Genomic DNA, 25,232 nt, shown 5'->3' on the forward strand with positions numbered 1-25,232 from the left:
CTACTCCAACTCATTGATAATCCTTCCAACTAAAAAAGGTGTCAGGTCCAGAATCAAGAATTCTTGCTCCTACGAAGAATAGCCCCAATTGTCGTTGGGTAATTGATACTACTCTCCGATTTCCCGTTGGCTGTATGCACCTGTTTTGTAGGCTGCAATAATTGTCGTCAAGCGTTTCAATGATGAGATGATAATGGCTGCCCATCAAACAGTAGCCATGACACAGCCAGTTATAATCAGACACAACCGTTCCAAGGGTTTCTAAGAACCGCAATCAGTCGTCTCATCATCTTCAAAAATGTTTTTGTGTCGATCTTCACGCGATATGACGTGTAAAGCGCATTCGGAAATTCTAAACAGAGTGATCTTGTCATGGTTCATATTACACATACACTTTCTTCATTATCGACCTGACCCCATTATTCTATTTTTACCTCGTGGCGACCGCTTCGCTCAATCACGTTTAATCGGTATTGCTTACCCCATAGATAATGACATTCACCACTAATCATTTCTCGATCAGATTGCCGTGGTTGTCTGGCAAGATTATTTTGTTGTTTTTTGATCCACGGAATGCGGCTGATCACTGCCATACGAATGGCCGTATCCGTCATCATTCTGGGAGCAGAAACACACACCCGACCATCGGGCGGCAGCACCTTAATGTACAAATTTTTAATCGGTTTGCGATCCAATTGAATCTCAATCATGCCAATCTGTAGCAAGGCCATTAATACCTACTCCAACCCATTGATAGTCCTTCTGAGCTTTGGCAAGCGCCATAACGCGCTCGATATTCACTTCGTAACCGACAGTTTTTTCACGCACAGCATTGGCAATTTCACGCTCTTTGAAATAGTCGCCTACCCAATCCGCTTTCTTGGTATAACGAATCGCGTTATCGATTTCGGTGACCAGTACTTCATTTTGGTACAGGTTCAATTAACCCTCGCGTACGCCATCTATTTCCATTTACCAATGACTCAAACGAAACTCCATTTGTCAAGGTTAGGTCATCAGCATGATCCGTCACGATAATCTGTGGGCAAAAGCTGTTTCGCTGCTCGATCTCGTTGCAATAAATAGATAGTTGGCTAAATAAGTTTCCTACTGCCTTAATATCTTCATCAACAGCTCGCTCGCCTTCTAAATCCTTGCGCTGTTCAGCTTCTTGAACCTTTTGTTCGTCAAACGTCTCAGCGTTATCTCGTTTGAAATTCGGAAAATATACTTGCGTAGGTTGGTCAAAGAATATAATTGAAGGGATCGAGCATTTGTCGCCCAATTCAGCAAAGTACTTATGCAAGGCTAAAAATAGAGTAACGTGACTATAAAGCCAGTTTGCACCACTCCCCATAGATCTTAAATATATTTTCTCTGATGCAGGCTCTGGTGTTAAATGGTAGAGATCAAACGTTTCAAAGGAAAAGTGAAGATTGATCGGTTTGTAACTGTCTTCGAACTCAAAATGGTTACCGATCTCAGCCATATACTCGTTAACCTTCTCCGCCGCTTTTTTTAACTTATTTTGAACATGACCGTACTCCCTCTTTAGCTTTTTGTTCATGACCTTCAGCTGCTTTCCCAAAGCTTCAATTTTCTTCTCAAGCTCAACGTCATCGGCCAAATTCAGGGTGTCTAGCAGCATAAATAGTTTAGCCTTTTCCATCAGTATGCTTTCATACAGACTCTTTTGTTCAGCTAACTGCTTTTCTGTTTTCTCTATTTCGATAATTTGCTGATTTAAATCCGTGATCTCTTTATTAAATGTTCCAATATTGCGCTTTACATCAACCAAGAGCGACTCAAACTCCGCTTTCATCGGGCGAGCTTGGGCAAGATTCCCCGACACTTTGATGATGGCCCGCTTTAATTTTTCGGCGCTCTCCCGTAAGCTTTCTTTTTCCGTATGACAAAAAGGGCATACCGTTGCAGAAATATGCACATTCTCAGGTGACTCAAATTGGCGCACATTGTCAACAAAGCGCACTTCTTCATCGATGTGTTTGGTTATAGATGCTGCTTGGCGTTGTAGCTTTCTCAGCTCCGACGTTTTAAACGTACGCGTTTTCTTCAGCTGGCTATACCTTTGCGTTACCGCATCCGAATGATGGTTAATCTTTTCCGGTACAATAATCTTGTCGAGCTGGTCTTTAGCATCTTGAAGATCCCGCAGCACCGCTAACAGAGATAACGGCTCTTCCTTAAACCCCATCATTGCATAGAGTTGGCTCAACACTGGTCCGACTCTCTCTTTGTAAGTCTCAGATGCTTGCTTACTTGTTTCTTGTTGGCGTTTCAAACGATTAACTTCACCGGTCAACCGCTCATGTTCTTGCGAAAGATGAAAATATTCTTGATCAACCAAACCTAAAAAGATCTTTGTATGGGCAATGGCTTGATCCCGTTTTTCCTTTTCATCAAATCGGTAAAAAAGCGCGTGCTTGTTCGCAACAAGATTCTGATGTTGAAGGATAAAAGATGTAAAACTACGAATAGAAGGCGTAGCAGATTTGCGGTTAGATTTTCGGTTGGCTCTTGCCGCTAATGACTCATCTACATTGTCAATATCTAAGAAAAACTTACGAAGATGTTTTTTAAACTTGTTCAGTGGCTTGAAGTAATTCCTTTCAAAGTAATCTCGTTGAATATCGTCCGAATTAAACACGTCTACTTGACGGAGAAAGGCTCCACTACTCGGGTCAGGGTTTCGGGCAATCACCATATCTTGCTCATTAACGGCAAGCGCAACGTAATAAATTTCTGCACTAGCCGTAATAACACCTTTGGGAATGGTGTTTTCACTACTACCGAAGCAATAGTCAAAGATCTCAATCAACGCACTTTTACCGGTAGACGACTTACCGGTAACAACATTCAGTCCTTTTTTAAATGCTACCGGGTGCTTCTTACCCAATCTATCAATAACGCCAATTTCATGAATCAGTGTTTTCATCGCGGTTTCACTCCTAAATGCTCATAAATTTCGACCACCGAGTGACCACTAAATATCCGCCCCAATTTTTCTGCATTTTTTTGTATTGCCAAAGGAATTTCAGGGTTGGCACTAAAGCTAAGGGCTAAGCTGTCTTCTTCTACAGACAACCAATCATTCACCAAGCAGTATTGAATAGATTGCTCAGTTAGGTTTTGAAACTCATCAATTCGCTCTTGTAGGTCGTAGAGCTTGGTTCGGTCACCAAAAATTGACCATATTGAACTTTTGATATTTGCGTTACTCAGCTTACAAGCAAATACCGGATGACTGCAAAGTGGTATTACCAGTTGCGCGAGTAATAAATTATTATCCACATCACTAATAGCAGAGTAAAACGAGGCGATATATTCACCATATTTAAATGGATTGTACTTCAGTTCATAAAGGGCATCGACAATACTGCTCATGGCTCCATCCTCCATTTTAAGTTCCGCTCTTCATCGTCCATAGCGTCATGGATTAGGCCATTTTTATATTCGATTGGAGGTGTGTCATTGCTCAAATTAAGCGGTTGCTCGGCTATGGTATTGTTGTAAAGTAGCTTTGAACTTTTCAACGAGTCTACCACTTCAAGTTGAGCGCTGGAGTAAGCGAGCTTGAACCTTTTAACCAATTTATCTTGATAGGACTTAGTTTTATCAGCATAAAGAGGGTACTCATCCAACTGTTCAAGCAGTGAGTTCTGCAGTTCTATCCAATTGCCTACTGCATCAGCTATCATATCGTGATGCGCAATTTCAGTTATTTTCTGCACAAACAATTTGTCTTGATGCGATTCAACTTCCAGCTCGGAGGCTTCATAACCAGTAAACGGTGGAAAAGTGAACTCCTTTTTGCACAGTTGCGAGGTCAATTCTTCACATTTCGCATAAAAGTCTTTGCAATTGATACTCCAAGATAATTGGCCTGCTTGAGCATATACAAAACCGATAAGACCACCTAAGTAGCTCCGTAAGTTACTTTTTGGAATACCAGCAAGCCTAGCAAGAATGTGTTTTTCCAGTGTTTGTGCATCATCAGCTTCGGTAAACAAAGTTACCTTTTCTAACACATTCATAAGTAATGGCAATTTAGCCGCCATTACTGCTTTTTGCAGTTTGATGATCCCCGATGGCTTTTCCGCGTTAAGTTGTCCTTCAATACGTTCTCTATAAATATCATTCAGCACTTCCAAGCGCTGATCAGCTGTTTGCGTATTCCAATTTTTTAAGCGGGTTTTCGCGCCGAAGGCCTGTGTGGTGTGCAGCACCAAGACACCGTACTGACCATGCTCAAACTCAGGAGATAGCCAGTTTTTAAGTGTCTTCCACAGGTTTTCGTGGTGATCAGTTAAAGGACTAGCGTAATCTTTCACTTCGGTTTGGGATGATTGCTCCGCATTCTCGCCTAGCAAACTAACGTCGCCATCCTTTTCAAAGTAAACCGCTTGGCCTTCGTCTAGCGAAAAGCACTTATCCAAGCCAATTAGCATCTGATAGTGGAATGCCAGGGCTGTGGTTAATGCTGCGTTCTTGGTTTGGCCACCACTCATACTCCCTCCCCAGTGAAGTGGCCCCCTTTAACTAGACAATCTGAAGATAAATTAAGCTCTAACATGGCTGGTCAATCAAACTCAGGCAGCTTGGGGAAATTGCATATTTCTGACGGTAAGCTTCATCTCGTGTTAAATCACCAAGATTTTGATGAAAACGTTCCTGATTGCACCAGTTGAACCAAACATTTAAACTTTTCCTTACCTTCTTTAGATTGCTGAATTCCCGAGTATATTCGTGTTCGGATTAGACTGTACGCCATAGTCGTTCAACAAAAAATTAGTATCCAAATCCCAAGTTTGGGCCTTGAGTGACAGATAGTTGTAACCCAGTCTTATCAAATGGAGGATGGCAGGGATTTTTACACGAGAATCTTCGTTGAATTTCATGACATTTCTTATCGTTATTTTATTTTGGAATGCGTTCGAGTAAGTCGCCTAACTCGCAATCAAACAGCGTACAGAGTTAGCGCTTCTAAATCCACCTTTTGCGCGGTTTCTTTGTACATCAGGATTGACGGTGTTGCGGCTCAGGCCGGTTTCACGGATGACGTCGCTTATGCGCATTTTGTGCTCGCCCATTAGCCGAGACAGGTGCCTCCGCGGGCACAACTTCGATGTCATACAGCCAGTCAGGGCATAGGCGGTCAGCAGTCAACATCAATTCACGGCTGGCTCAGATAACGTCGTGAGCGTCACTCTGAATCCTGGCTAATCTGTTTTAACTGCACACAACTATTGTACTGGCTGAGAAGGCGTATGTTGCAGTCTTTCGCAGTGCTGCGTAAATAAGCTCTCCTTATGGTAAGTCACTAGCATATTTTCCGTTGAGCGCGTAAGCGCGACATAAAGTAAACGCGCTTCTGCTTCATGCGTCGCTTTTGCATAGGGCATGCAGCCCAGATCAGGGATGACAACACTGCTGAATTCCAATCCTTTGCTCGAATGCATCGTCAACATCTTAATCGTATTTTTGGTGGGGTTGAAAACACCATCGCCCTGCGCACACTCTACGGCTAATCCTTTGCTGGCCAGCTCCCGGCTGATTCGGGTTATCTGCGCATTAAAGCGGCACAATACCGCCATCTGATTTAAAGGAACCCCCGCTTCTGAGCGATTTTTTAGCCAGGCAGCGATATAATTCAGTTCCTCTGCACTATTATTCAGACGCTGCACTTCTGGTCTTGCGCCCTTTCTACCGCCAAATTCAGGATGCACCAACGGGGTTTCTTCATTACTCTCGTTCTGGTCGAGATAAGCAGCGGCGAACTGGTAAGCGAAATCGAGGACTTCCACCGTATTTCGGTAATTTACTCTCAGAATCGTACTGCGCCCTCTTGCATTGATACCCACACCGGACCAGTTGAAAGTGCGTCGTTGGCTACCGCCATAAATATTCTGCGCGTCATCGTACATCAGCAAAAGCGCATTCGTTTCCGGATCGATCATCTGTACCAGCAATCTAAACCATTCCGGCTTGAAATCATGACCTTCATCAATGAGGACTGCTGCATACTGCGCACGAGGCACCCGACCTTTTTCACAACCGGCAATGACCGCAGCAACCTGCCGTTCCCAGATTTCCTGACCAGGTGCATCCGATAGATCCAGCTGATAAAGCGTACACATTTCCTTGCACCAACCGTGAAAATGGCGCACCTGCACCTGATTTCCCGCGTTCCGCTCAATCAATAATTGTTTAAGTCTGGCCGCCAATGTCTTATTGTAGCAAAGCATCAAGACCGGTTTAGCAAGGCCCAGCTTGTCCAGATATAACGCCCGATGCGCCAGAATCAATGTCTTGCCGGAGCCGGCAACACCATGAATGATACGATGCCCATGGCCCAGGTTACGCGTCAGTTTCTCCTGCTCTTTGTCCATGACTTTAATCATGTCAGGCAATACCTGTGTAATTATTTGCTGCGCATCGGCTTCATGCTCAACGGTATCAAACAAATGACCCTGCTGAATGCGTACTTCAGGAAACAGATGCCAGCGTACCCGATCAATCCGCGCTAATGAAAGAATGCCGCCAAAACTGTAAGTGAACATATTCCAGAGGCGTTCCTGAAACGCGTCAACCGCTACAGTCTCGCTCATTTCATCTTGACAAATCACTTTGTCGCCCGCAATGGCCTGATCCAGTTCCGCTGCCTGAAACTGCTTGCGGGTGATATTGGCAAACACCACACCGAAGCCCCAGGGTAATAGCAAATGTCCGTGATAACGGCCCTGTTCCTGTTGTACCAGCAGTGGATCACGTTCGAGCAGTTCCTTGATCTCGATGGCATAAGCACGCGCCTGCTCTAACGGATTGACTACTGTCTTGACACCCTGACCCGTTTCTATTTCAGCCGTCAATCGATCCATGCGGTGAATCGTTGGCAGCTTCCAATCCTTTACTTCCAACACCAGAATACCCCGACCGGGATGCAGAATGATGAAATCAGGACGGCGTTGCCGGGGCCCCACTGGCACATCAACCCAGCAATGATAATCATCTTCCAGATTACGTAGCAGGCTGGTACCAAAACGCCTCTCCCCCGGAGTCAATTTCAGATTTTTGGAATGAAGCGAGGGTAGAATGATAGCCATATATAATTATCTTTCAAATAGTTACAATGAGAACAAAAGTCATCTAATCACCAGCGACCAGATTCATGTCAATAAATTCGGAATTCTACTCAATATTATCCTGTTTGTGGCGTCACCCGCCACCAGCTGCCGCACACTATTATCGGCAAGCAGAGCCTTATTCCTTATTCCTTGACCCATGATGAATATCTGGGTTAAAAACAAAGTTGTGTAATGTATATGAATTAGATAGAGACACACATCACGAACCCGGATACGCATTCACTGTCATTAGAATACGTAAAGCGGGCCACATATTTAAAACTATTGATAAGGTAATGGACAAATGGACTTAATTGCTGGAGGTAATGCACCGGTTGCCACATCCCCGTTAACCGTCAGGATTCAATCGGCGGGCGCATCCGATATCAGCGCTTTTCTTCTTTATACCAACGACAAGGTATCAGGCGACAATGATATGGTGTTCTACGGCCAAAAACAAAGTAAAGGTGGCCTGGTGATACTGACGGAAGGGGATGGCGACAGCCTGTTTAATATTGATTTACCAGCCCTGCCCCAGGATATTCATAAGGTGGCATTTACGACTGTTTGCGATGCGGGCAAAACGGTTGCCACATTGGGCTCGTTATCTATTCAGGTCGAGCGGGCAGGTACCGTTCTGGTCAAAGGCGTGGTCGATCTGACAGGGCGAACGGAAGCAGCCTTGATTCTCGGTGAATTGTATCGTCGTAATAGTGAATGGAAGTTTCGTTTCATCTCGCAAGGTTTTAATGGGGGCCTCAAGCCACTGGCTGAACACTTTGGCGTGGAAGTCGATGACGACCAGCCGGCCCCCGCCCCGACTCCGCCCAAAATACCGATTCCAACAAAATCAATTAATCTGAGCAAAGTATCCCTGACCAAGGAAAAACCACGCATCAGTTTGGCCAAGCAAACTAATTTTGGAAAAATTAGAATTAACCTGAATTGGCAGCAAGGAAAAGAAGATAAGGGTATGTTCGGCAATCTGTTTGGCGGATCTAAAGGTATTGATCTCGATCTAGGGGCATTTGTCCGCGCTAAAGACGGCAGGAAATACGTCATTCAAGCACTGGGTGAGAACTTTGGCCAGTTTGATGCTTTCCCCTATGTGAGATTACAAGGCGATGATCGCACTGGTGCCGTAACCGATGGAGAATGGCTGGATATTAACGGCGCTTGTTGGAAAGAAATTGAAGAAGTGCTGATATTCGCTTTCATCTATCAAGGTGCCCCAAACTGGGACGGTACCGATGGCGTGGTCTCACTCTATATTCCCGATCAGGCACCGATTGAGACCCGTTTGACTGAAGGCGACAGCAACGCACGCATGTGCGCAATCGCGCGCCTCCTTAACCAAAATAACGCCATCGACGTGGTGCGCGTCAATCGCTACTTCGATGGTCATCGAGAAATGGATCAGGCTTTCAATTGGGGGTTTCGCTGGACTCAGGGCAGCAAAGATTAATGCCCGCTCAAAAACGTATCCCAATCAGAATACACATCTGAAACTATGATCTGGCCTGAGGTAACCAGAGCAGACGCTAGTTGACAAAACACGGACTACCGGACGCATTGTTATCCGGTAGTTTTTTGCTATGCAGAAACAGTTACAGGAATTGCGTTTGAACCGTCTGTATTGTGTTCTTAAGCTCTCTGTCTCGGGTTGTCTCTCCAATAGCCGTAAATTTCCACTTGCCATTATTTTTATACAACTTACCCAACACCATTGAGACAGAACCGGCAAATTGCGGGTCGTTTGCGATATCAAATTTCGCGTGTATGTTATCAACACGTGAAGGGGTCCCTTCATACAGACGGATAGAAGCAAAGGGAATCGTTTTAAAGTCGTGCCCCTGAAAGGAATTCAATACAAATATAATCTGCTCGACGGCAGGTGAAACCTCATTCAGGTTGACCATAATCACTTCATTATCCAGGCCGTCATCACCATCCATATCACCTGTTCGATCATCACCGGAATGATGAATACCCTGGCCACGTAATTGACCAAAATAAACGATTTCAAGGGCTTGTTTATTAGCATCAAACGTGACGCAGCTGGCATCCAGATCCACTGCTTCTTTCTTTTTTCCACCAAAGAGCCCTTTTCCTTCAATTGCTCCCCAGTTAACACCTACACACATCTGTGACAGTTCGCCGCCACCATCTTTCTCCAGATTAATCCGTTGTCCTTTTTGCAATGATATTGCCATGGTTACACTCCTTTAAAAAAATAATAATTGGTTGGTGATATTTACCAAACACTGATGAAGCGGATCTTTCGCTAACTGTAGCGTATTGCAAATTGTCGAGTTCTTGTTGCCCAGCGCTGATGGCAGGTCCGTTCCATCATTTGTCCATTGAATGTAAAGACAGCCGATGCATCCTCATCCAGCACTTTTTCGGCTTGCGCCTGATGACCCGCCGAAAACTGCGCAAAAGCATTTTCTATCACCGTAACCTGAGTGGGATGAATGGCTGTTTTTGCAAAAAAGCCATAAGCCAGATCCATGGTGACTTCGCGTTTCAAAGTTTCCAGGTCTTCGGTGATATCAAACACCGGTGCAGAAAGCTCAAATCCTTCGGGTCTAAACTGAATAACCAGTTGATCAATAATACTGCGCAGGGGCGTTTCGTAGGCAGTTATCCCTTTCATCCGCTTAATGCCCAGCAGATTCATCAGGTCATTACCACCAATGCGCAAGCAGGATATCTTATTGCCCCATAGTTTGAGCAAGGTACGTAATCGCACCATAGCACTGTTATCAAAAACCTGCGCGGTTTCCAGTATCGGCATATAAGAGAAATCTGCTTTCCCCTGCTCCTCAATCACTCGCTTGTATAGGTTGATGGTATTCAAATCAAATTTGGGCAATACAAATCCATCGATCTTATCGATATTCTGATAGTCTAGAATTTCAGCCAGCACAAGTGGATTTCTCGGTCGGATAAAACGCTTAACCCCACTGTTGGGAGAAAATGTTTTCAATGCATTTTTCAGGTTAGTCAGGGCCAACGCAAGCTCATTTTCTTTTACCGCATCTTCAAGGCATAACACCATAGAACGCGCCATTGCCGGGCTGGCCTTCAACACCGTTGATAGCTTGTCATTTGTGCAAGGGGTGTACAGCGTCGCACCCAAATCAAAATAACTCACAGGTTCTCGCATTGCTCTATCCTTCTTAAAGTACATCCTTAATTAATGCGCATGCACCAAAAGGCATGCCCGGAAATTCTTTTACAGCCACGGATTTTTCAAATGCCAGACGCTCCAGATGTCGGGTATCCGTATGCCCTTTCTGACGAATAAGCACCTGATCGGGTATGCGACGCAATAATACGCGCGTAGCCTCCGCGATGCCGGGCTTGATACGGTTGATATCAGATACTGCATATTCCGCCTGAATGTGCGTGATAAAGGATTGAGTCATGGCCTGCCTTGTTGCCTTGGATTCATGGCTCATTTCAGACATGATGCCTGGCCGCATCGCTTGAAAGACCTCATCTACGAACCAATTAGAGCGATCATATTGATGCAGATGAGTATATTGAACACAACCATGAAAGTCTGCGGGCCCCACCTGCGCATTCAATATTGAACGTGAAACCAGACCCGATACGGTTGAATTCATTAATGCGCTGGGAATGGTGTAATCATCAAAGGTTGCCTGTACATCGGCAGTGCCACCGATATCGGAGACCACAAATAATGCAGATGGCACCGCCACTCCCCTGGATTTATTGTACGCAGATACCGCTTGATGCAACTCTCGCGTGATGACACCTTTTGCGGTCCAGCCGTCGACAAAAACAATGCTCTCAGGCGCATGACCCTGTGCTAACACATAATCAAGCGCATTATTATCGAGACCACGATCACGAATAATCGAAATTGAATAATGCGTGGATTGGCGTTTCAGGAAATGGGTTAAGGCGCGCTGCAATAATACACCCATCGGAGTGCCCGCCCTTGCCAATGAAAGCAGCGTGATCCGTCCAGTGCGCTGCTCAGCAATCAGTTGCGCGAGGCGCATGATCTCGTTCGCCAGACGCGTTTTATACTGCGCGGTCATTTGCAGAAAAAGCTGACTGTACGCTGCAGTAGGCGCGGTTTCCTGATGCACGACTTCCGAGTAATGCATCTGGCCCGACTGAATCAATTGTTCTTTATGAGCGATGCTCTGGTATTGAGCGACGATCGGCTTAAGCAGGAATAGGCAATCTCTTGCCGCATAGCTGCCCAACAGCGCTGTTCTGGGAGCAGCGACTGCCTGCGCCTCAGGCATGAATCAATTCTCTTGCAATCTGGCTGTTGCTCGGCAACATCGAAAACTGGCAACTACTCATAAATGCAAGATCCGACAAGCTATCACCAATGCCGATAACCAGATCATTCACGCTTAATTCAAGCTGTTTCTTTATGAATTCAACCGCTTTCTTCTTACTGGCATACGGTGCTAACAGGGCGATATTACGACCATTTTCATGGCAGGCGAATTGCGAATCCAACGTATTAAGCTGCCGGATCTGCGCTAAATCAGCCGTCTCACCCTTAATCGATATATAAGCAGGAATATCCTGATCAATAATGACGCGCGAGCGGGCATCCAGCTTCTGGGTCTTGATAATGTCATTCACTTCAGCATTACAACGAGTTAGTAAATCAGGCCAATCCTGTAATAACGGAGCAATTTCACTTAACCAGTCCTGACAAATACGATTATCGCGAGTTAATATCACCGCACCGTGGGACACCACCCGCAATCCCTGGAAGTCGTATTCCACACGATTCAGGGCTTCCGTATTTCGTCCGGTCACAGGAATAATCTGAGCACCGATATTAGCGAACATATCCAGCATCAATTTCTGCGACTGGGTAAAATAAGAAAGCGGTTGTCCCAGGCGATCTGTTGCGCCCAGCTCGGTCCGCGCATTAGCAGGCACCTTGTGTTGCGTTTGTATCAGCGTATCGTCCAGATCTGTAAAAATAAAAATATGACCACGGGAACGCTGATTCAAAATATCCGGCACACTATATCTCTTGTTGTTGCCCATTCAGCAGGCCACTTTGACGGGATAAACTTTCACTTTCGCATAAAATAAACTGCTGCCGCATCTCCGGCTGATTATAGATAAAATTATACTTACCGTCGGTCACGGTAAAACGAGTCCTGGTTTTGATGGCATCCCCTTTTAGAATGGGAGAGCGGGTCGTGGATTGAAACAATACATCGGCCGTCTTTTCCAGCTGCTCCGCTAATAAAAACGGTTGATATAAATGCTCACCGGTACCTACAACAACGGCAGCTGTGGCTCTGGCTTCAAGTTCAAGACGACCATCAGCAGCGGTTAATTCATAGGGCATTTTTAAACCAGTGCGGCCTAAATCATCACGGGATGATGCATAGCATAGACCATCATCGATATTTTCCGGCAGAACGGCAGAAAAGGCCGGATTCGCAGTAAATGAAAATTCGCCCTTCATGAGTTGTACAAACCTGACCGGAATAGCCAGCGCTTCAAATGCCGCCACGCGATCTTTTTTTAACCAACTCACTAATGTCACAATAATCAGCTCTTTGATTGCAGGCACACGTGCAAGTACACCTTCAGCAAGCTGTAACAAAGTGCTGCCTGTTGTCATTTCATCATCCACGAGCACTAGCCTGTCACAGGCCTGGATATCGGCATAAATGGCATCATTGGGCCGATACACAATATGATCAACCGCGTGTGAATGTCTTTCATTCAGCGTAAACCAGACAGGACACGCAAGATGGTGACGTGTCGTATGTTGATAAAACACGTTCAAGTCAGGATTGTTTCTTGCAAGGCTGTCCGCGACGCCAGCACCTAAACCGGTCGCTGTTTCTGCCATCCCGATAACCAATGTATTGCGGTTAATGGCACATTGTTCTGCAAGCTCGTTATAAATACCACGCATCACAGAAGGCTTAACGGGAATATGCTTACCCAGCACCTTGCTGACAAATAGAAATCCACGCTTTTGGTTTTCTCGACTGGCAAAATCAATCAACTCATCCAGGCGGGCTGCGCCAAAAGAACAGTCAATGGCCAGAGAGCCTGCCTGAATGTGTTTAATCATACGAGGTTAATTTAAATCAACCCATATTAATACCAAAACCAGCCGCCAGTGCACTCAGGCCGCCTTCAAAACCCTGCCCCACTGCCTTGAATTTCCATTCACCGTTATGACGATAAAGTTCACCAAAGATCATCGCGGTTTCAATAGAATAATCCTCAGACAGGTCGTAACGAGCGACTTCTTCATTTGATTCGTCATTGATGATACGAATAAATGCATTCGTGACCTGACCAAAATTCTGATTCCGTGCCTGTGCATCATGAATCGTAACCGTTGCCGAGATCTTGCTGACATCAGCAGGTACTTTTGTCAGATCAATTTTTACCGACTCATCGTCACCATCACCTTCACCGGTTCTATTATCACCTTGATGAACAACAGAACCACATTGCGATGCAAGGTTGTTATAAAAAATGAAGTCGCTGTCGCTGCGGACTTTTCCCGCCTCATTCAGCAGAAAAATACTGGCATCCAGATCAAATTCGGAACCATCCGTTGCCCGTTCATCCCAACCCAAACCCACGCGGATTTTTGTCATACCGGGTGCTGCTTTTTCTAAACTAACATTACCGCCTTTCTGTAAAGATACGCCCATGATTCACTCCTTATGTTATAAAAAAATTTATTATGATTCAATACCAAATATTGCAAGATAGGCGCTTAACCCACCTGCAAACCCATCACCCTTCGCCGCGAAGCGCCATTCCCCATCTTTACGATATAATTCGCCAAAAATGAGTGACGTCTCAGTGGAATAGTCTTCGGTCAGGTCATAACGTGCAATATCTTCGTTACTCTTATGATTAGCAACACGAATAAATGCATTGTCTACCTGACCGAAATTCTGATTACGCGAATCAGCATCATGAATAGTAACAGCGATCATCATTTTCATCACATTCTCAGGTATCTTTGAGAATTCAACAGTAATCGTTTCATCATCGCCATCGCCCGCACCCGAACGATTATCACCCTGGTGAATAACAGAACCGCATGTGCTGGTCGGGCTATTGTAAAAAATGAAGCCACCTTCACCGATCGCCTTGTCGTTTGCGTCCAGCATCAAGACAGAAGCATCCAAATCAAAATCAATGCCATCAGTTTTTTTTACGTCCCATCCCAGACCCAGCAACACGCTTTGCAAACCAGGAGCTTCTTTTTCAAGATTAATGCGCCCGCCTTTACTGAGGTTTACAGCCATGAATCCTTCTCCTAATTTAATGAAATGTAATAATTTTTCTACCAACAACTGCATAGCTTTTATTCGCCAGTGACATCATCGGCTGATCGACAGGCAAATTGCCGTAAGCAACTTCTATGGTCGATTTCAGATTGTCGCGACTCAGCATTGCTTGAATACGCCTGACCTTTTCTTGCGCCAGACATTCTTCAGAAAATTCACCGGTATAGACCTGATCACGCAGATGCAATTCAGTGCCGATTACTTTAGCCACAGGCCAGCCCCATTGCTCAACCACTCCTTGAACAAACAGGGTGGGTGTCGCAGTCACGACCCAGACCGTGTGATTTTGTGCGGCAAGTTGATGCAGTTTATCTGCAACCTCAGTTAATGGATGTAGCTTATGGGCCACATTTTTACCCGCCTGATAGATATCGCTCTCCGTCACACCAGCAAGACAGCGTTTATACAAACGCCGTTTGATCGCTCGTTTGATTCCATGACGATAGGTGTCAAAATCTAAAGCCAGTGACAACGCTGCCGGGAATAAAAAACGTAAGTTAGACGTCTCTTTAAATAAATAACTCAAGGAATTTTCCCGGATCAGTGTTTCATCAAAATCAAACAGTGCAAGCTTCATCTCCAATCATTTCAAATCAAATTCGGCTGGATCCAAACCAAGCTCTAAAGCAATTTTCGCCGCGACTCTGCGCTCATCAGCATCAAAATCACCATCCGCAGCGCCAATTGCACAGACCATACGTAGCACTAAACGGGCCTGATCATCTTTTCCTTTAATTTTACCCAGCGCGGCCATTGCCTTAGCACCCCCGATATCGGCATCCATTTCCAGCGTATCGATATAATCTTTCCATGTTTTGACCACTTCAGAAGTATCATAAATAGATAATGCTTCATGATTTTCAATAAATGCCATCATCTTTACTTTTTCTTGTGGATCAATTTTCCCATCAGCCAGAATAACCAGCGCACTGCCACCTAATGCCGCATTTAAAAACTCTTTCGATTTGTACTTGAGGGCATCATTCTTTAATTCACTCAGTTTGCTACGCGCTTGTTGTAAAAAATTTGACAACATATAAGATTCTCCTCAGATTTATTTGTATAAATTGTAGTAGCTCAGACACGGTCTGACAATTACCCATTTTTCTCGAAATATTTCCCGCATGGGCTTAAGTCAGACGTTTCTCTGCCTAAACTCGTTCTCATCCAGTCATACTCCCGACAGAACACACTCATCACATCTTTATCTTGATGAAAGCGACCGTTGTTATTCGATTTCATTCACTTGTTCAGATTCTTTTGCCGTGCCTCCATAGTTGAATAAAATATTTTTCTGAATAGATCCGATTACCGTACCCAGAATCGTTTACAGAAAGACACTATACTAAGCTATCACTAGGAATACCCATAGTTATAACAAATACCTGGATTGCGTACGGATTAAAAAAACATCAGGCGGATTCTGTATCGCAATAAGCATCGGTTGGCAGGCAGAATGAACACCTTTGCGATTTCCCAATATATATTACAAATCAAATACGCTGGATATATTATTTCGGTCTTGCATATCTCCCATTATTCTGTTTTTCCCCTCTCAGGCACCGCAATTTGAGAATCTTGTCTCGCCTGCCTCATTCGCCTTATTTTAGACTAAAGCGTAACAGCTGATCAAAGCAGGCGATATTTAGCGTCGCATATAGCTCTAGCAACCTGAGAAGTCCTTTATATTAATCATCGTTTACAGCAGATGTAGGTTATCTAGACGTTGATAAAGCGCTTCCCCATTAGACCACCTAATCATTGCAGATGTTTCTTCTTGTAGATGAGCGAAGAAATAACGGCAGCAACGATAAAGCCAACACCGACAAGGCCGGTGAAGAGTTCAGGCACTGGCGCATGAATGGAGTAGAACATGATGAGCGCCAATATGCCGATGGCGTAGTGCGCACCGTGCTCCAGATAAACATATTCATCCAGCGTTCCCTCGTTAACCAAATAGACCGTCATAGAGCGGATAAACATCGCACCAATAGCCAAGCCAAGCATAATGATGACCACATCTCTAGTGATTGCAAATGCGCCAATTACACCATCGAAAGAGAAGGAAGCATCCAGGATTTCCAGATAAATAAATCCCATCAAACCATTGCGTTTTACCGTTTCTGCAATTGCTTCGCCTTCTTCCTTCGTTTCAAAAAAGCTGCTAAGGCTGTCAACAAGTACATAAAGGATCAGCCCCCCCAGGCCTGAGAGCAGCAAGGTCATCTTATCATCCGGTGTTAATGGCAGATAATGCTGCAAGCCCCAAAGAACCAGAAGCGCAATAATGATTTCGATTGATTCTATTTTCCCCAGCTGACCCAGCTTTTCTTCGATAACACCTAACCAGTGCAATTCTTTACCTTCATCAAACAAAAAACTCAGAAACACCATGAATAAGAAGGTGCCGCCAAAAGCAGCAATAGCAGTATGACTGGAATACAAGTGATCAGAGTAAACATCCGGCTGATTGATCGCCATTCGGGAAACTTCAATCATACCCTGACCCGTTGCCACAGCCACAATGACAATGGGAAAAACAAGACGCATTCCAAAAACAGCAATCAAAATTCCCACCGTTAGGAAAAGTTGTCGCCATTTAGCATCCATTTCTTTTAGAACAGATGCATTCACCACTGCGTTATCGAAAGATAAACTCACCTCCATGATACCTAAGATAATAGCAATACTCAGGGCTGGCCAGATCCCACTGACCCCCCCCTGGCTATAGCCCCACCATGAAGCAAGCCCCAGGCAAAGAATGGTGACCATGATTGAATAGCGAAAATGATACATTATTTCTCCGTTTAATTAGAAAGCATAAACCACACCAAGCTTCCCAGAAGCGCTGCGGTTTGAGTCAAGTTGTGATACCCGAGGCATTGCCATTGAAATGATAATACGCTTTTTCCAACCCTGCGAGTGGGATGTTGCCAGCCGACTCCTTCAACCGGCAATAGCTGACACGCTTGCGGCGTATTATTAAACCAAATGGGTCCATTTTGGTTATCTTTACATACAGGGACTGTCTCGTAATATAGGATCTATCCATTTTTTACTATTCAACTTATTGATTATTACAACTAAAATTTTGGGAAATTCTATTACGAGACAGTCCCATACAGGCCTACATTGATCGCTTTTAAAGCCGAACCATGCCTTAACAAATAAATGCTGTCATCGATTGACATATACTTTGCGTGTCATTTTCAACTAAGACAAGTTGCTTAAAGTATTATCGATATGGTCAATTTCAAGGCACCCTTCATTTATAATGTGGCCATCCTTTTTTTAATACCGTAAACCACCTTTTCGCTCTTCCTCAATCCCATATCTGTAGCAGAAGCGATCCCGCTTACAGCACCGCTGCGCTCCGAAAATGCCTCTGATACGATGGGGATAACTCATTTACTTGATTCCGATTAATCCTTTATAGCACACGGATAATCAACAATCAGCGCAACGCATCTCGGTCTTTTTTAGAATTGACATCCTCCCCTTCCTAAACGAAGGGGATTCCTAGCGACTTATTAAGCCGTTAAGAGTAGGTTTGTATTGCTACTGCCTACTGGTTCCTGCTTCTTAGACGAAACTAACGTTTCAACTCCACAGGCTAACAAGCGATGTCCTCGCTCAAGTACATTCAAGGCACCTACCAAGTCGGCATTGGCTTTAAATCCACATTCTGTACATTCAAAAGCACTTTGGCTTTTGCGATTGTCACGACTAACATGTTGACATCTAGGGCAGGTTTGAGAGGTGTATTGAGGGTTTACCTTCAATACATCCCCGCCTGAACAAGCCTGTTTATACTCCAAGAACGAAACGAACATTCCCCATCCTTGGTCAAGAATGGATTTGTTTAGACCCGATTTCGCTTTGACGTTTTTACCATGCTTTTCAACACTGCCCTTGGCACTCTTAGACATGTTTCCTATCTTTAAATTCTCAACTACGACCATTGCGTGATTTTTGCTGATTTCGGTTGAGGTTTTGTGTAAGAAGTCTAAACGAGCATTGGCAATACGCTCATGCAGTCGGGTAATGATTTGTTTCTGCTTTTTCCAGTTAGCAGAGAAACGGACTCTTTTAGACAGCTTACGCTGTTCAAAAGCCAGTTTCTTTGATAACTTTCTGAAACTGTTTAAAGGTTCTACGTATGAGCCGTCTGACAAGGTTGCAAAGCGGGTAACGCCCATATCAACACCAATCATACTGGTTGAGCTATGACGCTTTAGCTCGGTCTCGTACTCAGTCTGAATCGACACGTACCAATAACTGCCTTTACGGGAAATCGTCATATTTTTAACGTCACCAATGACTTGGCGTGAATTACGATATTTCACCCAACCGATTTTAGGCAAGAACACTTTGCTAGACTCTTGCTCCAGCTTAAATCCTTGTGGATAACGAAAGCTGTCACTCAAACCTTTTTTCTTGAATTTTGGAATCCGTTTTAAAGGCTGTTTTTTATCAAAACCGTCTTTGAACGCTTTTTCTAAGTTTTTTAAGGCTTGTTGCAACGGTTGAGAATGAACGGTTTTTAGAAATCCATAATCTTCTGAGGATTTCCATAGCTTTAGCCAAAATGACAACTCGTTGTACCAAAGCAATGGCTGTTTCTGCTCTAATCTGAACAGATTCATTGCTAAGGCTTTATTCCAAACAAACCGATTAGCACCTGCAAACTCAACCATCTTCTGTACTTGGTCAGAATTTGGATTGAGTCGAGATTTAAAGGCTTTGCGTATAATCTGCTTCATGGTTATAATTATACAAAAAGGAATTGGTCTATGCAAGTTAATAACGATGTAAGAACAGGAAGAAATTGTGTTTTTAATCTTCATGTTCATTTGGTCTTTGTAACAAAATACCGTAGAGATGTTTTCTCCGGAAGGGTATTAATTGATTTGGAAGAAATATTTAAAAACGTGTGTTTGGATTTTGAAGCAGAATTGGTGGAATTTAACGGTGAGCATGATCATATTCACCTTTTAGTTAACTATCCACCAAAAATTGCTATTTCTAACTTGGTAAATAGTTTGAAAGGCGTTTCAAGCCGACTTATTCGCAAAAAGAATTATCCCGAAATTAAAAATAAGCTTTGGGGTAATATGCTTTGGAGTCCAAGCTATTTTGCGGGTAGTTGTGGTGGAGCACCACTCTCGATTATTAAGCAATATATTGAACAACAGCAAAGACCGCATTAAACAGGCTTCGCCTGTGCGCTTATATCTCCGCCCTGAAGGACGAAGTTTTACGCGCTATTTGATAAAAACTCACTACGATTTAAGGTTACCCACTTTCCACGTTGCTATACTATAGACACAAAGACTCATGAAAAAAGAATAGCAATTTTGAGCTCAACAAAGGAGGTAGTACTATGAAAACTGTAAAACAATTGTTGCGGGAAAAAGGACACGGTGTTGCCAGTATCGGGCCGGATGAATCTATAATCGATGCCATGCAGCTGATGGCAGCTGATAATATTGGCGCGCTGCTCGTACTGAAAAACAGCAAGCTAATTGGTATTGTGACAGAAAGGGATTTTTCTCGTAAATCCTATTTGCTGAATAAACCGATGAAGGATATTCTGGTGAAGGATATTATGACACAGCAGGTAGCTTACGTTAGTCCAGATTATACGAATGAAGATTGCATGGCACTGATTACTGAAATGCGGATACGCCATCTGCCTGTATTAGACGATGAGCAGCTGATCGGAATCATTTCCATCGGTGATCTGGTTAAAGATACCATTTCACAGCATGAGTTTATCATCCATCAGCTTGAACGCTATATTTACGACACACCTGAATAAGACAAAATATAGCGGCTGGACTCATTTGGCGTGCAGCAATACTGAAAGCCAGTATTGATGGTGTTATTTATTGATTAATCGAAAGACATCGCTAGCATGCTTACTTGCTCCAGCTGACAACATTACGTTTTTATTCTTCGATGATAGGTGATCAAGATACGCCACAAGTAAAAAATCACGCGAGGCCCTATGCTTATCAAGATTCAAAAAGGCTTGGATCTGCCCATTAGCGGCAAGCCAAAACAGCAAGTGGAGCGTGCCCCGGCCATACGCCACGTTGCCATGGTAGGCGCAGATTATATTGATCTAAAACCTACCATGTTGGTCGCTGAAGGAGACGTGGTTAAACTTGGGCAAACATTATGCAAGAGCAAAAAACTGCCCGATATTTGTTTTACGGCGCCAGGTGCGGGGGAAATCATTGCGATTCATCGTGGCGCCCAGCGCACACTTCAATCCATTGTTATTCGCCTGGATGAAACTGAAGCGGAAGAAGTATTCGCTGCATATTCGCCCGATCAGCTTTCTGATCTGACAGCAGATCAAATTATAGAAAATCTCTTGCTATCCGGTTTATGGACAGCATTGCGCACCCGTCCTTACAGTAAAACTCCCGATCCAGATACCCGCCCATCCGCCATTTTCGTCACAGCCATCGATAGCAATCCACTGGCTGCCGACCCTGCTCCGATCATTACGGCAGAAGCGGAATCCTTTGGGCATGGTTTGCGTGTGCTGGCACAACTCACCACCGATTCATTATGGGTATGCAAGTCATCGGAAGCTGAATTCCCTTTGCCTGACAATTTAAATCGATTGCAATTAGCCCATTTTGAGGGACCTCATCCAGCCGGGTTGGTCGGGACACATATCCACTTCATAGCGCCTGTCAACGCGCATAAAACTGTCTGGCATCTGAACTATCAGGATGTCATTGCAATCGGCAAATTGTTTGTGAGCGGCCGGCTCTGGACACAACGCATCATTGCACTGGGAGGCCCACAAATCAAACGCCCCAGATTACTGCAAACACGCCTGGGCGCCTCCCTTGACGAATTACTTTCTGGCGAACACCTGCAATCCGCAGAAAACCGAATCATCTCAGGATCAGTTTGGTCCGGTCGTCGTGCAGCTGACTGGTCAGCTTATTTAGGACGCTACCATCTACAGATATCCGTACTTAAGGAAGAAATTGAACGAAAATTCATGGGTTGGCTCGCACCCGGCCGCAGAAAATATTCCCAACTAAATGTCATGTTATCGAGCTTCTTTCGCAATCGAGGCGAAACCTATGCATTCACTACCAGTCAAAACGGGGACCCTCGAGCCATGATACCTACGGGTAGTTTTGAAGCAGTTATGCCTCTTGATATTCTACCTACACAACTTTTACGCTATCTGGTTGTTGGTGATACTGATATGGCCCAAAAACTGGGTTGTCTTGAACTGGATGAAGAAGACCTCGCGTTATGCTCTTTTACATGTGTAGGCAAACATGATTACGGCACTATATTACGAGAGAACTTAAGACAAATAGAAAAGGAAGGCTAATGCTCGGAATACAGCGTTTCCTTGAACGCATACGCCCCACATTCACCAAAGGCGGCCGGCTCGAGAAATACCATGCCTTATACGAGATGATTGATACCTTCTTGTATACCTCGCCCATTCCCACCCGAAGCGCGCCTCATGTCCGGGATGGAGTCGATCTGAAACGCTTGATGAGCTACGTTGTCATCGCGCTCGTTCCCTGTATCTTATGGAGCTGGTTTAATACCGGCTATCAGGCTAATCTGGCGCTTTTCGAGCTTGGAACAACACCAACAGACTGGCGCGCAACCTTACTCTATACACTCGATATTGGTTTTAGCCCTGATAGCATTCTGGCCAATATGGCATATGGATTCCTTTATTTTCTACCGATCTATTTCATTACCCTGATAGCGGGTGGTTTCTGGGAAGTCCTATTTGCCATCATACGTAAACACGAGGTCAATGAAGGTTTTTTAGTGACCTCCCTGTTATATGCCTTGACCCTGCCTCCAGATATGCCACTATGGATGGTCGCCCTGGGTATTAGTTTCGGTATCGTGGTTGGCAAAGAGATTTTTGGTGGCACGGGCAAGAATTTCCTGAATCCTGCCTTGGTTGGACGCGCTTTTCTTTATTTTGCTTATCCGGCTGACATTTCTGGTGACCAGGTATGGGTTGCCATAGATGGCTATTCTGCAGCAACGCCGCTAAGCCTGGGCGTTATTGGCGGCATGGAAGCCATCAGCGCCAATGGTTATAACTGGTGGAATGCCTTTATCGGTCTGATGCCCGGTTCTTTGGGTGAAACCTCTACGCTCGCTTGTTTAATAGGCGCCGCCTTTCTCATCTACACCAAGGTCGCTTCGTGGCGCATCATAGTGGGTGTTTTTCTGGGAATGATCGGCACTACCCTCCTATTCAATATAGTTGGCAGTGACACTAACCTGATGGCAGCCATGCCCTGGCACTGGCACTTTGTTCTCGGTGGATTTGCTTTTGGCATGGTCTTTATGGCAACTGATCCAGTCTCAGCTGCCATGACGACTGCAGGACGCTGGATATTCGGCATTCTGATCGGATGCATGACGATACTGATTCGTGTGAGTAACCCGGCTTTTCCTGAAGGCATTATGCTCGCCATTCTATTTGCCAATATTTTTGCACCACTCATTGATTATGCTGTAATGCAAATCAATATCCGACGCAGACTGAAACGCCATGGCCAAATCTAATTCATCATCACCTAACAATAGCAATAGTAAAACATTACTCGTTGCATTGAGTGTCTGCCTGGTTTGCTCACTAATCGTTGCTGGTACTACCGTGCTTCTCAAACCCATTCAGACAGCCAATCAGAGCGCCGAGCGTAAACGAATCATCGTGGAAATTGCGGAATTGATAACACCTGGAATCAGTATTGACCAGGCCTACCAAAAACTAAATATTGATATGGTGGAACTGAGTAGCGGTAAGACAATCGATATCAATGATGCGGAAAACTTTGATATTGTAAAAGCTACAAAAGATATCGATTTATCCACCCCGATTGAACGGGAAGCGGATCTTGCCCAGATCAGAAGAAAACCTAAATATTTACCTGTTTATCAGGTCAATGATGCATCCGGGGGAATAAAAACGTTGATTTTGCCTGTTTATGGTTATGGATTATGGTCCACGTTATATGGTTTTTTAGCCCTTGAAGGTGACCTGCGCACCGTGCAAGGATTAAAATTTTATCAGCACGCCGAAACGCCCGGACTCGGTGGAGAAATCGATAATCCGCAATGGCTTGCTTTATGGAAGGGAAAAATTATTCTTGATGAGAACTGGCAGCCGTATGCCAAGCTCATTCAAGGCAGAACCAGGACGACTGCCACCGAGGCACAATACAAGGCTAATGGCTTGGCCGGCACAACATCAGCGATACGTGGCGAGACCGAAACGGATACTGCCGCCGCACGACATAAGGTGGATGGTTTGGCCGGCGCAACATTAACTACGCGTGGCGTAGAAAACCTGCTGAATTTCTGGCTGGGCAAAGAGGGTTTCGGTCCCTATCTGAATCGTTTACGCAAAGAAAGGAGTTAAACTACATGACTCATGCAATTCGTAAAATTCTATTTACGCCAATAGTAGACAACAATCCTATTACGCTTCAGGTGCTGGGTATCTGCTCTGCATTGGCCGTAACAACCCAACTATCCACTGCAATCACCATGGGTATTGCGCTCACACTGGTTGTTGCCTGTTCCAACACCCTGATTAGCCTCATTCGCCATCATATCCCCACTAATATCCGGATTATTATACAAATGATTATTATCGCGTCGTTAGTAATCGTGGTGGATCAATTCCTGCGTGCTTTTGCTTACGAGATCAGCAAGGAGCTCTCAGTATTTGTTGGCTTAATTATCACCAACTGTATTGTAATGGGACGCGCTGAAGCATTTGCCATGAAGAATCCACCCTGGCCCAGCTTTCTCGATGGACTCGGCAACGGTCTGGGATTCAGTGCTATCTTACTCACGGTCGGAACGGTCCGGGAATTGTTTGGTTCGGGCTCCCTGTTTGGCTATATGATTTTCCCCCTGGCAAAGGACGGCGGCTGGTATGTTCCCAATGGGCTCTTGCTATTACCCCCCAGCGCTTTCTTTTTGATCGGATTTATTATCTGGGGAGTGCGTTCCTGGAAAAAAACACAGGTTGAGAAAGCCGAATATCGCATCCACGAGGCACATCGTCATTCAGAGGTTACCTAATGGAAGCACTCGTCAACCTATTCATTACCGCCGTTTTTGTAGAAAATCTGGCACTCTCTTTTTTCCTCGGGATGTGCACCTTCCTAGCCGTTTCAAAAAAAATCGAAACCGCATTCGGGTTGGGTATTGCAGTCATTGTTGTACAAACATTAACGGTTCCCATCAATAATCTGATCTTCCAGTATTTCCTGCGCGATGGGGCCTTAGATTGGGCGGGATTATCCGATGTTGATCTCAGTTTTCTGGGTTTTGTCAGTTATATCAGTGTCATTGCCGCGATGGTACAAATCCTCGAAATGTTCCTGGATCGCTTTGTGCCTTTTCTTTATAACGCACTCGGCATTTTCCTACCGCTGATCACCGTCAACTGTGCCATTCTGGGCGGCACTTTATTCATGGTAGAGCGGGATTATAATTTTGCGGAAAGTATTACCTATGGATTCGGCTCTGGTTTTGGCTGGGCATTGGCCATTACCGCAATGGCCGGTGTACGCGAAAAACTGAAATACTCGGATATTCCTGATGGCCTGCAGGGACTGGGTATTACCTTTATCAGTGCGGGTCTGATGGCATTGGGTTTTATGGCTTTTGCCGGCATACGACTATGACCTAACGGAAAATTACG

The 25,232-nt window shown here is 44.7% G+C and carries 26 protein-coding genes; 8 read left to right on the plus strand and 18 right to left on the minus strand.

All coding sequences use genetic code 11. From position 1 onward, the window contains the following. Window positions 1-419: 419 nt before the first annotated feature. From BUQ89_RS12525 to BUQ89_RS12555, 7 genes are all read right to left on the minus strand, one after another. Window positions 420-731 (minus strand): YgjP-like metallopeptidase domain-containing protein, encoded by a 312-nt coding sequence (locus tag BUQ89_RS12525; protein ID WP_083399542.1) that lies wholly within the window; start codon window positions 729-731, stop codon window positions 420-422. Next, a complete protein-coding gene (locus BUQ89_RS12530; protein ID WP_028461920.1) occupies window positions 703-942 on the minus strand; it encodes a hypothetical protein in 240 nt (79 codons plus the stop codon). Before BUQ89_RS12530 ends, BUQ89_RS12525 begins: the two co-directional genes overlap by 29 nt. After that, window positions 923-2,956 carry a DUF3732 domain-containing protein gene (locus BUQ89_RS12535; RefSeq protein WP_028461921.1) on the minus strand — a complete coding sequence of 678 codons (2,034 nt, stop codon included), beginning with the start codon at window positions 2,954-2,956 and terminating at the stop codon, window positions 923-925. Before BUQ89_RS12535 ends, BUQ89_RS12530 begins: the two co-directional genes overlap by 20 nt. After that, window positions 2,953-3,405 (minus strand): three component ABC system middle component, encoded by a 453-nt coding sequence (locus tag BUQ89_RS12540; protein ID WP_028461922.1) that lies wholly within the window; start codon window positions 3,403-3,405, stop codon window positions 2,953-2,955. Before BUQ89_RS12540 ends, BUQ89_RS12535 begins: the two co-directional genes overlap by 4 nt. Next, on the minus strand, window positions 3,402-4,529 hold the full coding sequence (locus tag BUQ89_RS12545; RefSeq protein ID WP_028461923.1) for a hypothetical protein: 1,128 nt from the start codon (window positions 4,527-4,529) through the stop codon (window positions 3,402-3,404). Before BUQ89_RS12545 ends, BUQ89_RS12540 begins: the two co-directional genes overlap by 4 nt. A gap of 438 nt (window positions 4,530-4,967) precedes the next feature. Continuing rightward, window positions 4,968-5,153, minus strand: coding sequence for a helix-turn-helix domain-containing protein (locus tag BUQ89_RS14465; protein ID WP_425434873.1), 186 nt, complete (start codon window positions 5,151-5,153; stop codon window positions 4,968-4,970). A gap of 111 nt (window positions 5,154-5,264) precedes the next feature. Beyond that, window positions 5,265-7,124 (minus strand): DEAD/DEAH box helicase, encoded by a 1,860-nt coding sequence (locus BUQ89_RS12555; RefSeq protein WP_028461925.1) that lies wholly within the window; start codon window positions 7,122-7,124, stop codon window positions 5,265-5,267. A 325-nt stretch (window positions 7,125-7,449) separates the two neighbouring features. Between BUQ89_RS12555 and BUQ89_RS12560 the strand changes: the two genes are divergently transcribed. Then, on the plus strand, window positions 7,450-8,610 hold the full coding sequence (locus BUQ89_RS12560; protein WP_028461926.1) for a TerD family protein: 1,161 nt from the start codon (window positions 7,450-7,452) through the stop codon (window positions 8,608-8,610). Window positions 8,611-8,752: 142 nt separating this feature from the next. Here BUQ89_RS12560 and BUQ89_RS12565 read toward each other — a convergent pair whose 3' ends face one another. The 11 genes from BUQ89_RS12565 to BUQ89_RS12615 all read right to left on the minus strand — a co-directional run bounded on the left by BUQ89_RS12565 (window position 8,753) and on the right by BUQ89_RS12615 (window position 19,257). After that, window positions 8,753-9,358: a TerD family protein gene (locus BUQ89_RS12565; RefSeq protein WP_028461927.1), complete on the minus strand. Its 606-nt coding sequence runs from the start codon at window positions 9,356-9,358 to the stop codon at window positions 8,753-8,755. Window positions 9,359-9,429: 71 nt separating this feature from the next. Further along, window positions 9,430-10,314, minus strand: a complete 885-nt coding sequence (locus BUQ89_RS12570) for an HpcH/HpaI aldolase/citrate lyase family protein (protein WP_051537633.1) — start codon at window positions 10,312-10,314, stop codon at window positions 9,430-9,432. Window positions 10,315-10,327: 13 nt separating this feature from the next. After that, window positions 10,328-11,431 (minus strand): cysteine protease StiP family protein, encoded by a 1,104-nt coding sequence (locus BUQ89_RS12575; RefSeq protein ID WP_028461928.1) that lies wholly within the window; start codon window positions 11,429-11,431, stop codon window positions 10,328-10,330. Then, entirely contained in the window at window positions 11,424-12,176 is a 753-nt protein-coding gene (locus BUQ89_RS12580) for an HAD family hydrolase (RefSeq protein WP_051537634.1), read from the minus strand. Before BUQ89_RS12580 ends, BUQ89_RS12575 begins: the two co-directional genes overlap by 8 nt. 1 nt (window position 12,177) lies before the next feature. After that, complete coding sequence (locus BUQ89_RS12585) at window positions 12,178-13,251, minus strand: phosphoribosyltransferase domain-containing protein (protein WP_036573396.1); 1,074 nt, start codon at window positions 13,249-13,251, stop codon at window positions 12,178-12,180. A gap of 16 nt (window positions 13,252-13,267) precedes the next feature. After that, a complete protein-coding gene (locus BUQ89_RS12590; protein ID WP_028461931.1) occupies window positions 13,268-13,846 on the minus strand; it encodes a TerD family protein in 579 nt (192 codons plus the stop codon). A 30-nt stretch (window positions 13,847-13,876) separates the two neighbouring features. Beyond that, entirely contained in the window at window positions 13,877-14,452 is a 576-nt protein-coding gene (locus BUQ89_RS12595) for a TerD family protein (RefSeq protein WP_028461932.1), read from the minus strand. Between the two features lie 16 nt (window positions 14,453-14,468). Continuing rightward, complete coding sequence (locus BUQ89_RS12600) at window positions 14,469-15,071, minus strand: HAD family hydrolase (protein ID WP_028461933.1); 603 nt, start codon at window positions 15,069-15,071, stop codon at window positions 14,469-14,471. 6 nt (window positions 15,072-15,077) lie between these two features. Then, window positions 15,078-15,530: a tellurite resistance TerB family protein gene (locus BUQ89_RS12605; RefSeq protein ID WP_028461934.1), complete on the minus strand. Its 453-nt coding sequence runs from the start codon at window positions 15,528-15,530 to the stop codon at window positions 15,078-15,080. Between the two features lie 722 nt (window positions 15,531-16,252). After that, complete coding sequence (locus tag BUQ89_RS12610) at window positions 16,253-17,290, minus strand: DUF475 domain-containing protein (RefSeq protein ID WP_028461935.1); 1,038 nt, start codon at window positions 17,288-17,290, stop codon at window positions 16,253-16,255. A gap of 734 nt (window positions 17,291-18,024) precedes the next feature. Further along, complete coding sequence (locus tag BUQ89_RS12615; protein ID WP_074202626.1) at window positions 18,025-19,257, minus strand: RNA-guided endonuclease InsQ/TnpB family protein; 1,233 nt, start codon at window positions 19,255-19,257, stop codon at window positions 18,025-18,027. Between the two features lie 30 nt (window positions 19,258-19,287). On the opposite strand from BUQ89_RS12615, the gene tnpA reads away from it, so the two are divergent. The 7 genes from tnpA to nqrE all read left to right on the plus strand — a co-directional run bounded on the left by tnpA (window position 19,288) and on the right by nqrE (window position 25,215). Beyond that, a complete protein-coding gene (gene tnpA, locus BUQ89_RS12620) occupies window positions 19,288-19,704 on the plus strand; it encodes an IS200/IS605 family transposase (RefSeq protein ID WP_074202627.1) in 417 nt (138 codons plus the stop codon). 173 nt (window positions 19,705-19,877) lie between these two features. Further along, complete coding sequence (locus BUQ89_RS12625) at window positions 19,878-20,315, plus strand: CBS domain-containing protein (RefSeq protein WP_028462304.1); 438 nt, start codon at window positions 19,878-19,880, stop codon at window positions 20,313-20,315. 189 nt (window positions 20,316-20,504) lie between these two features. Beyond that, on the plus strand, window positions 20,505-21,866 hold the full coding sequence (locus BUQ89_RS12630) for a Na(+)-translocating NADH-quinone reductase subunit A (protein WP_028462305.1): 1,362 nt from the start codon (window positions 20,505-20,507) through the stop codon (window positions 21,864-21,866). Beyond that, window positions 21,866-23,080 carry an NADH:ubiquinone reductase (Na(+)-transporting) subunit B gene (locus BUQ89_RS12635; protein WP_028462306.1) on the plus strand — a complete coding sequence of 405 codons (1,215 nt, stop codon included), beginning with the start codon at window positions 21,866-21,868 and terminating at the stop codon, window positions 23,078-23,080. Before BUQ89_RS12630 ends, BUQ89_RS12635 begins: the two co-directional genes overlap by 1 nt. Next, entirely contained in the window at window positions 23,067-23,936 is an 870-nt protein-coding gene (locus tag BUQ89_RS12640; RefSeq protein WP_028462307.1) for a Na(+)-translocating NADH-quinone reductase subunit C, read from the plus strand. The genes BUQ89_RS12635 and BUQ89_RS12640 overlap by 14 nt, the downstream gene beginning before the upstream one ends. A 5-nt stretch (window positions 23,937-23,941) precedes the next feature. After that, window positions 23,942-24,607: an NADH:ubiquinone reductase (Na(+)-transporting) subunit D gene (locus tag BUQ89_RS12645; protein WP_028462308.1), complete on the plus strand. Its 666-nt coding sequence runs from the start codon at window positions 23,942-23,944 to the stop codon at window positions 24,605-24,607. Beyond that, the gene (gene nqrE, locus BUQ89_RS12650; protein WP_028462309.1) at window positions 24,607-25,215 is read left to right on the plus strand and encodes an NADH:ubiquinone reductase (Na(+)-transporting) subunit E; all 609 of its coding nucleotides are present in this window, start codon (window positions 24,607-24,609) and stop codon (window positions 25,213-25,215) included. The genes BUQ89_RS12645 and nqrE overlap by 1 nt, the downstream gene beginning before the upstream one ends. The last annotated feature ends 17 nt before the right edge of the window (window positions 25,216-25,232 follow it).

The sequence above is a fragment of the Nitrosomonas cryotolerans ATCC 49181 genome (genome assembly GCF_900143275.1).
In the GTDB taxonomy this organism is placed as follows: domain Bacteria; phylum Pseudomonadota; class Gammaproteobacteria; order Burkholderiales; family Nitrosomonadaceae; genus Nitrosomonas; species Nitrosomonas cryotolerans.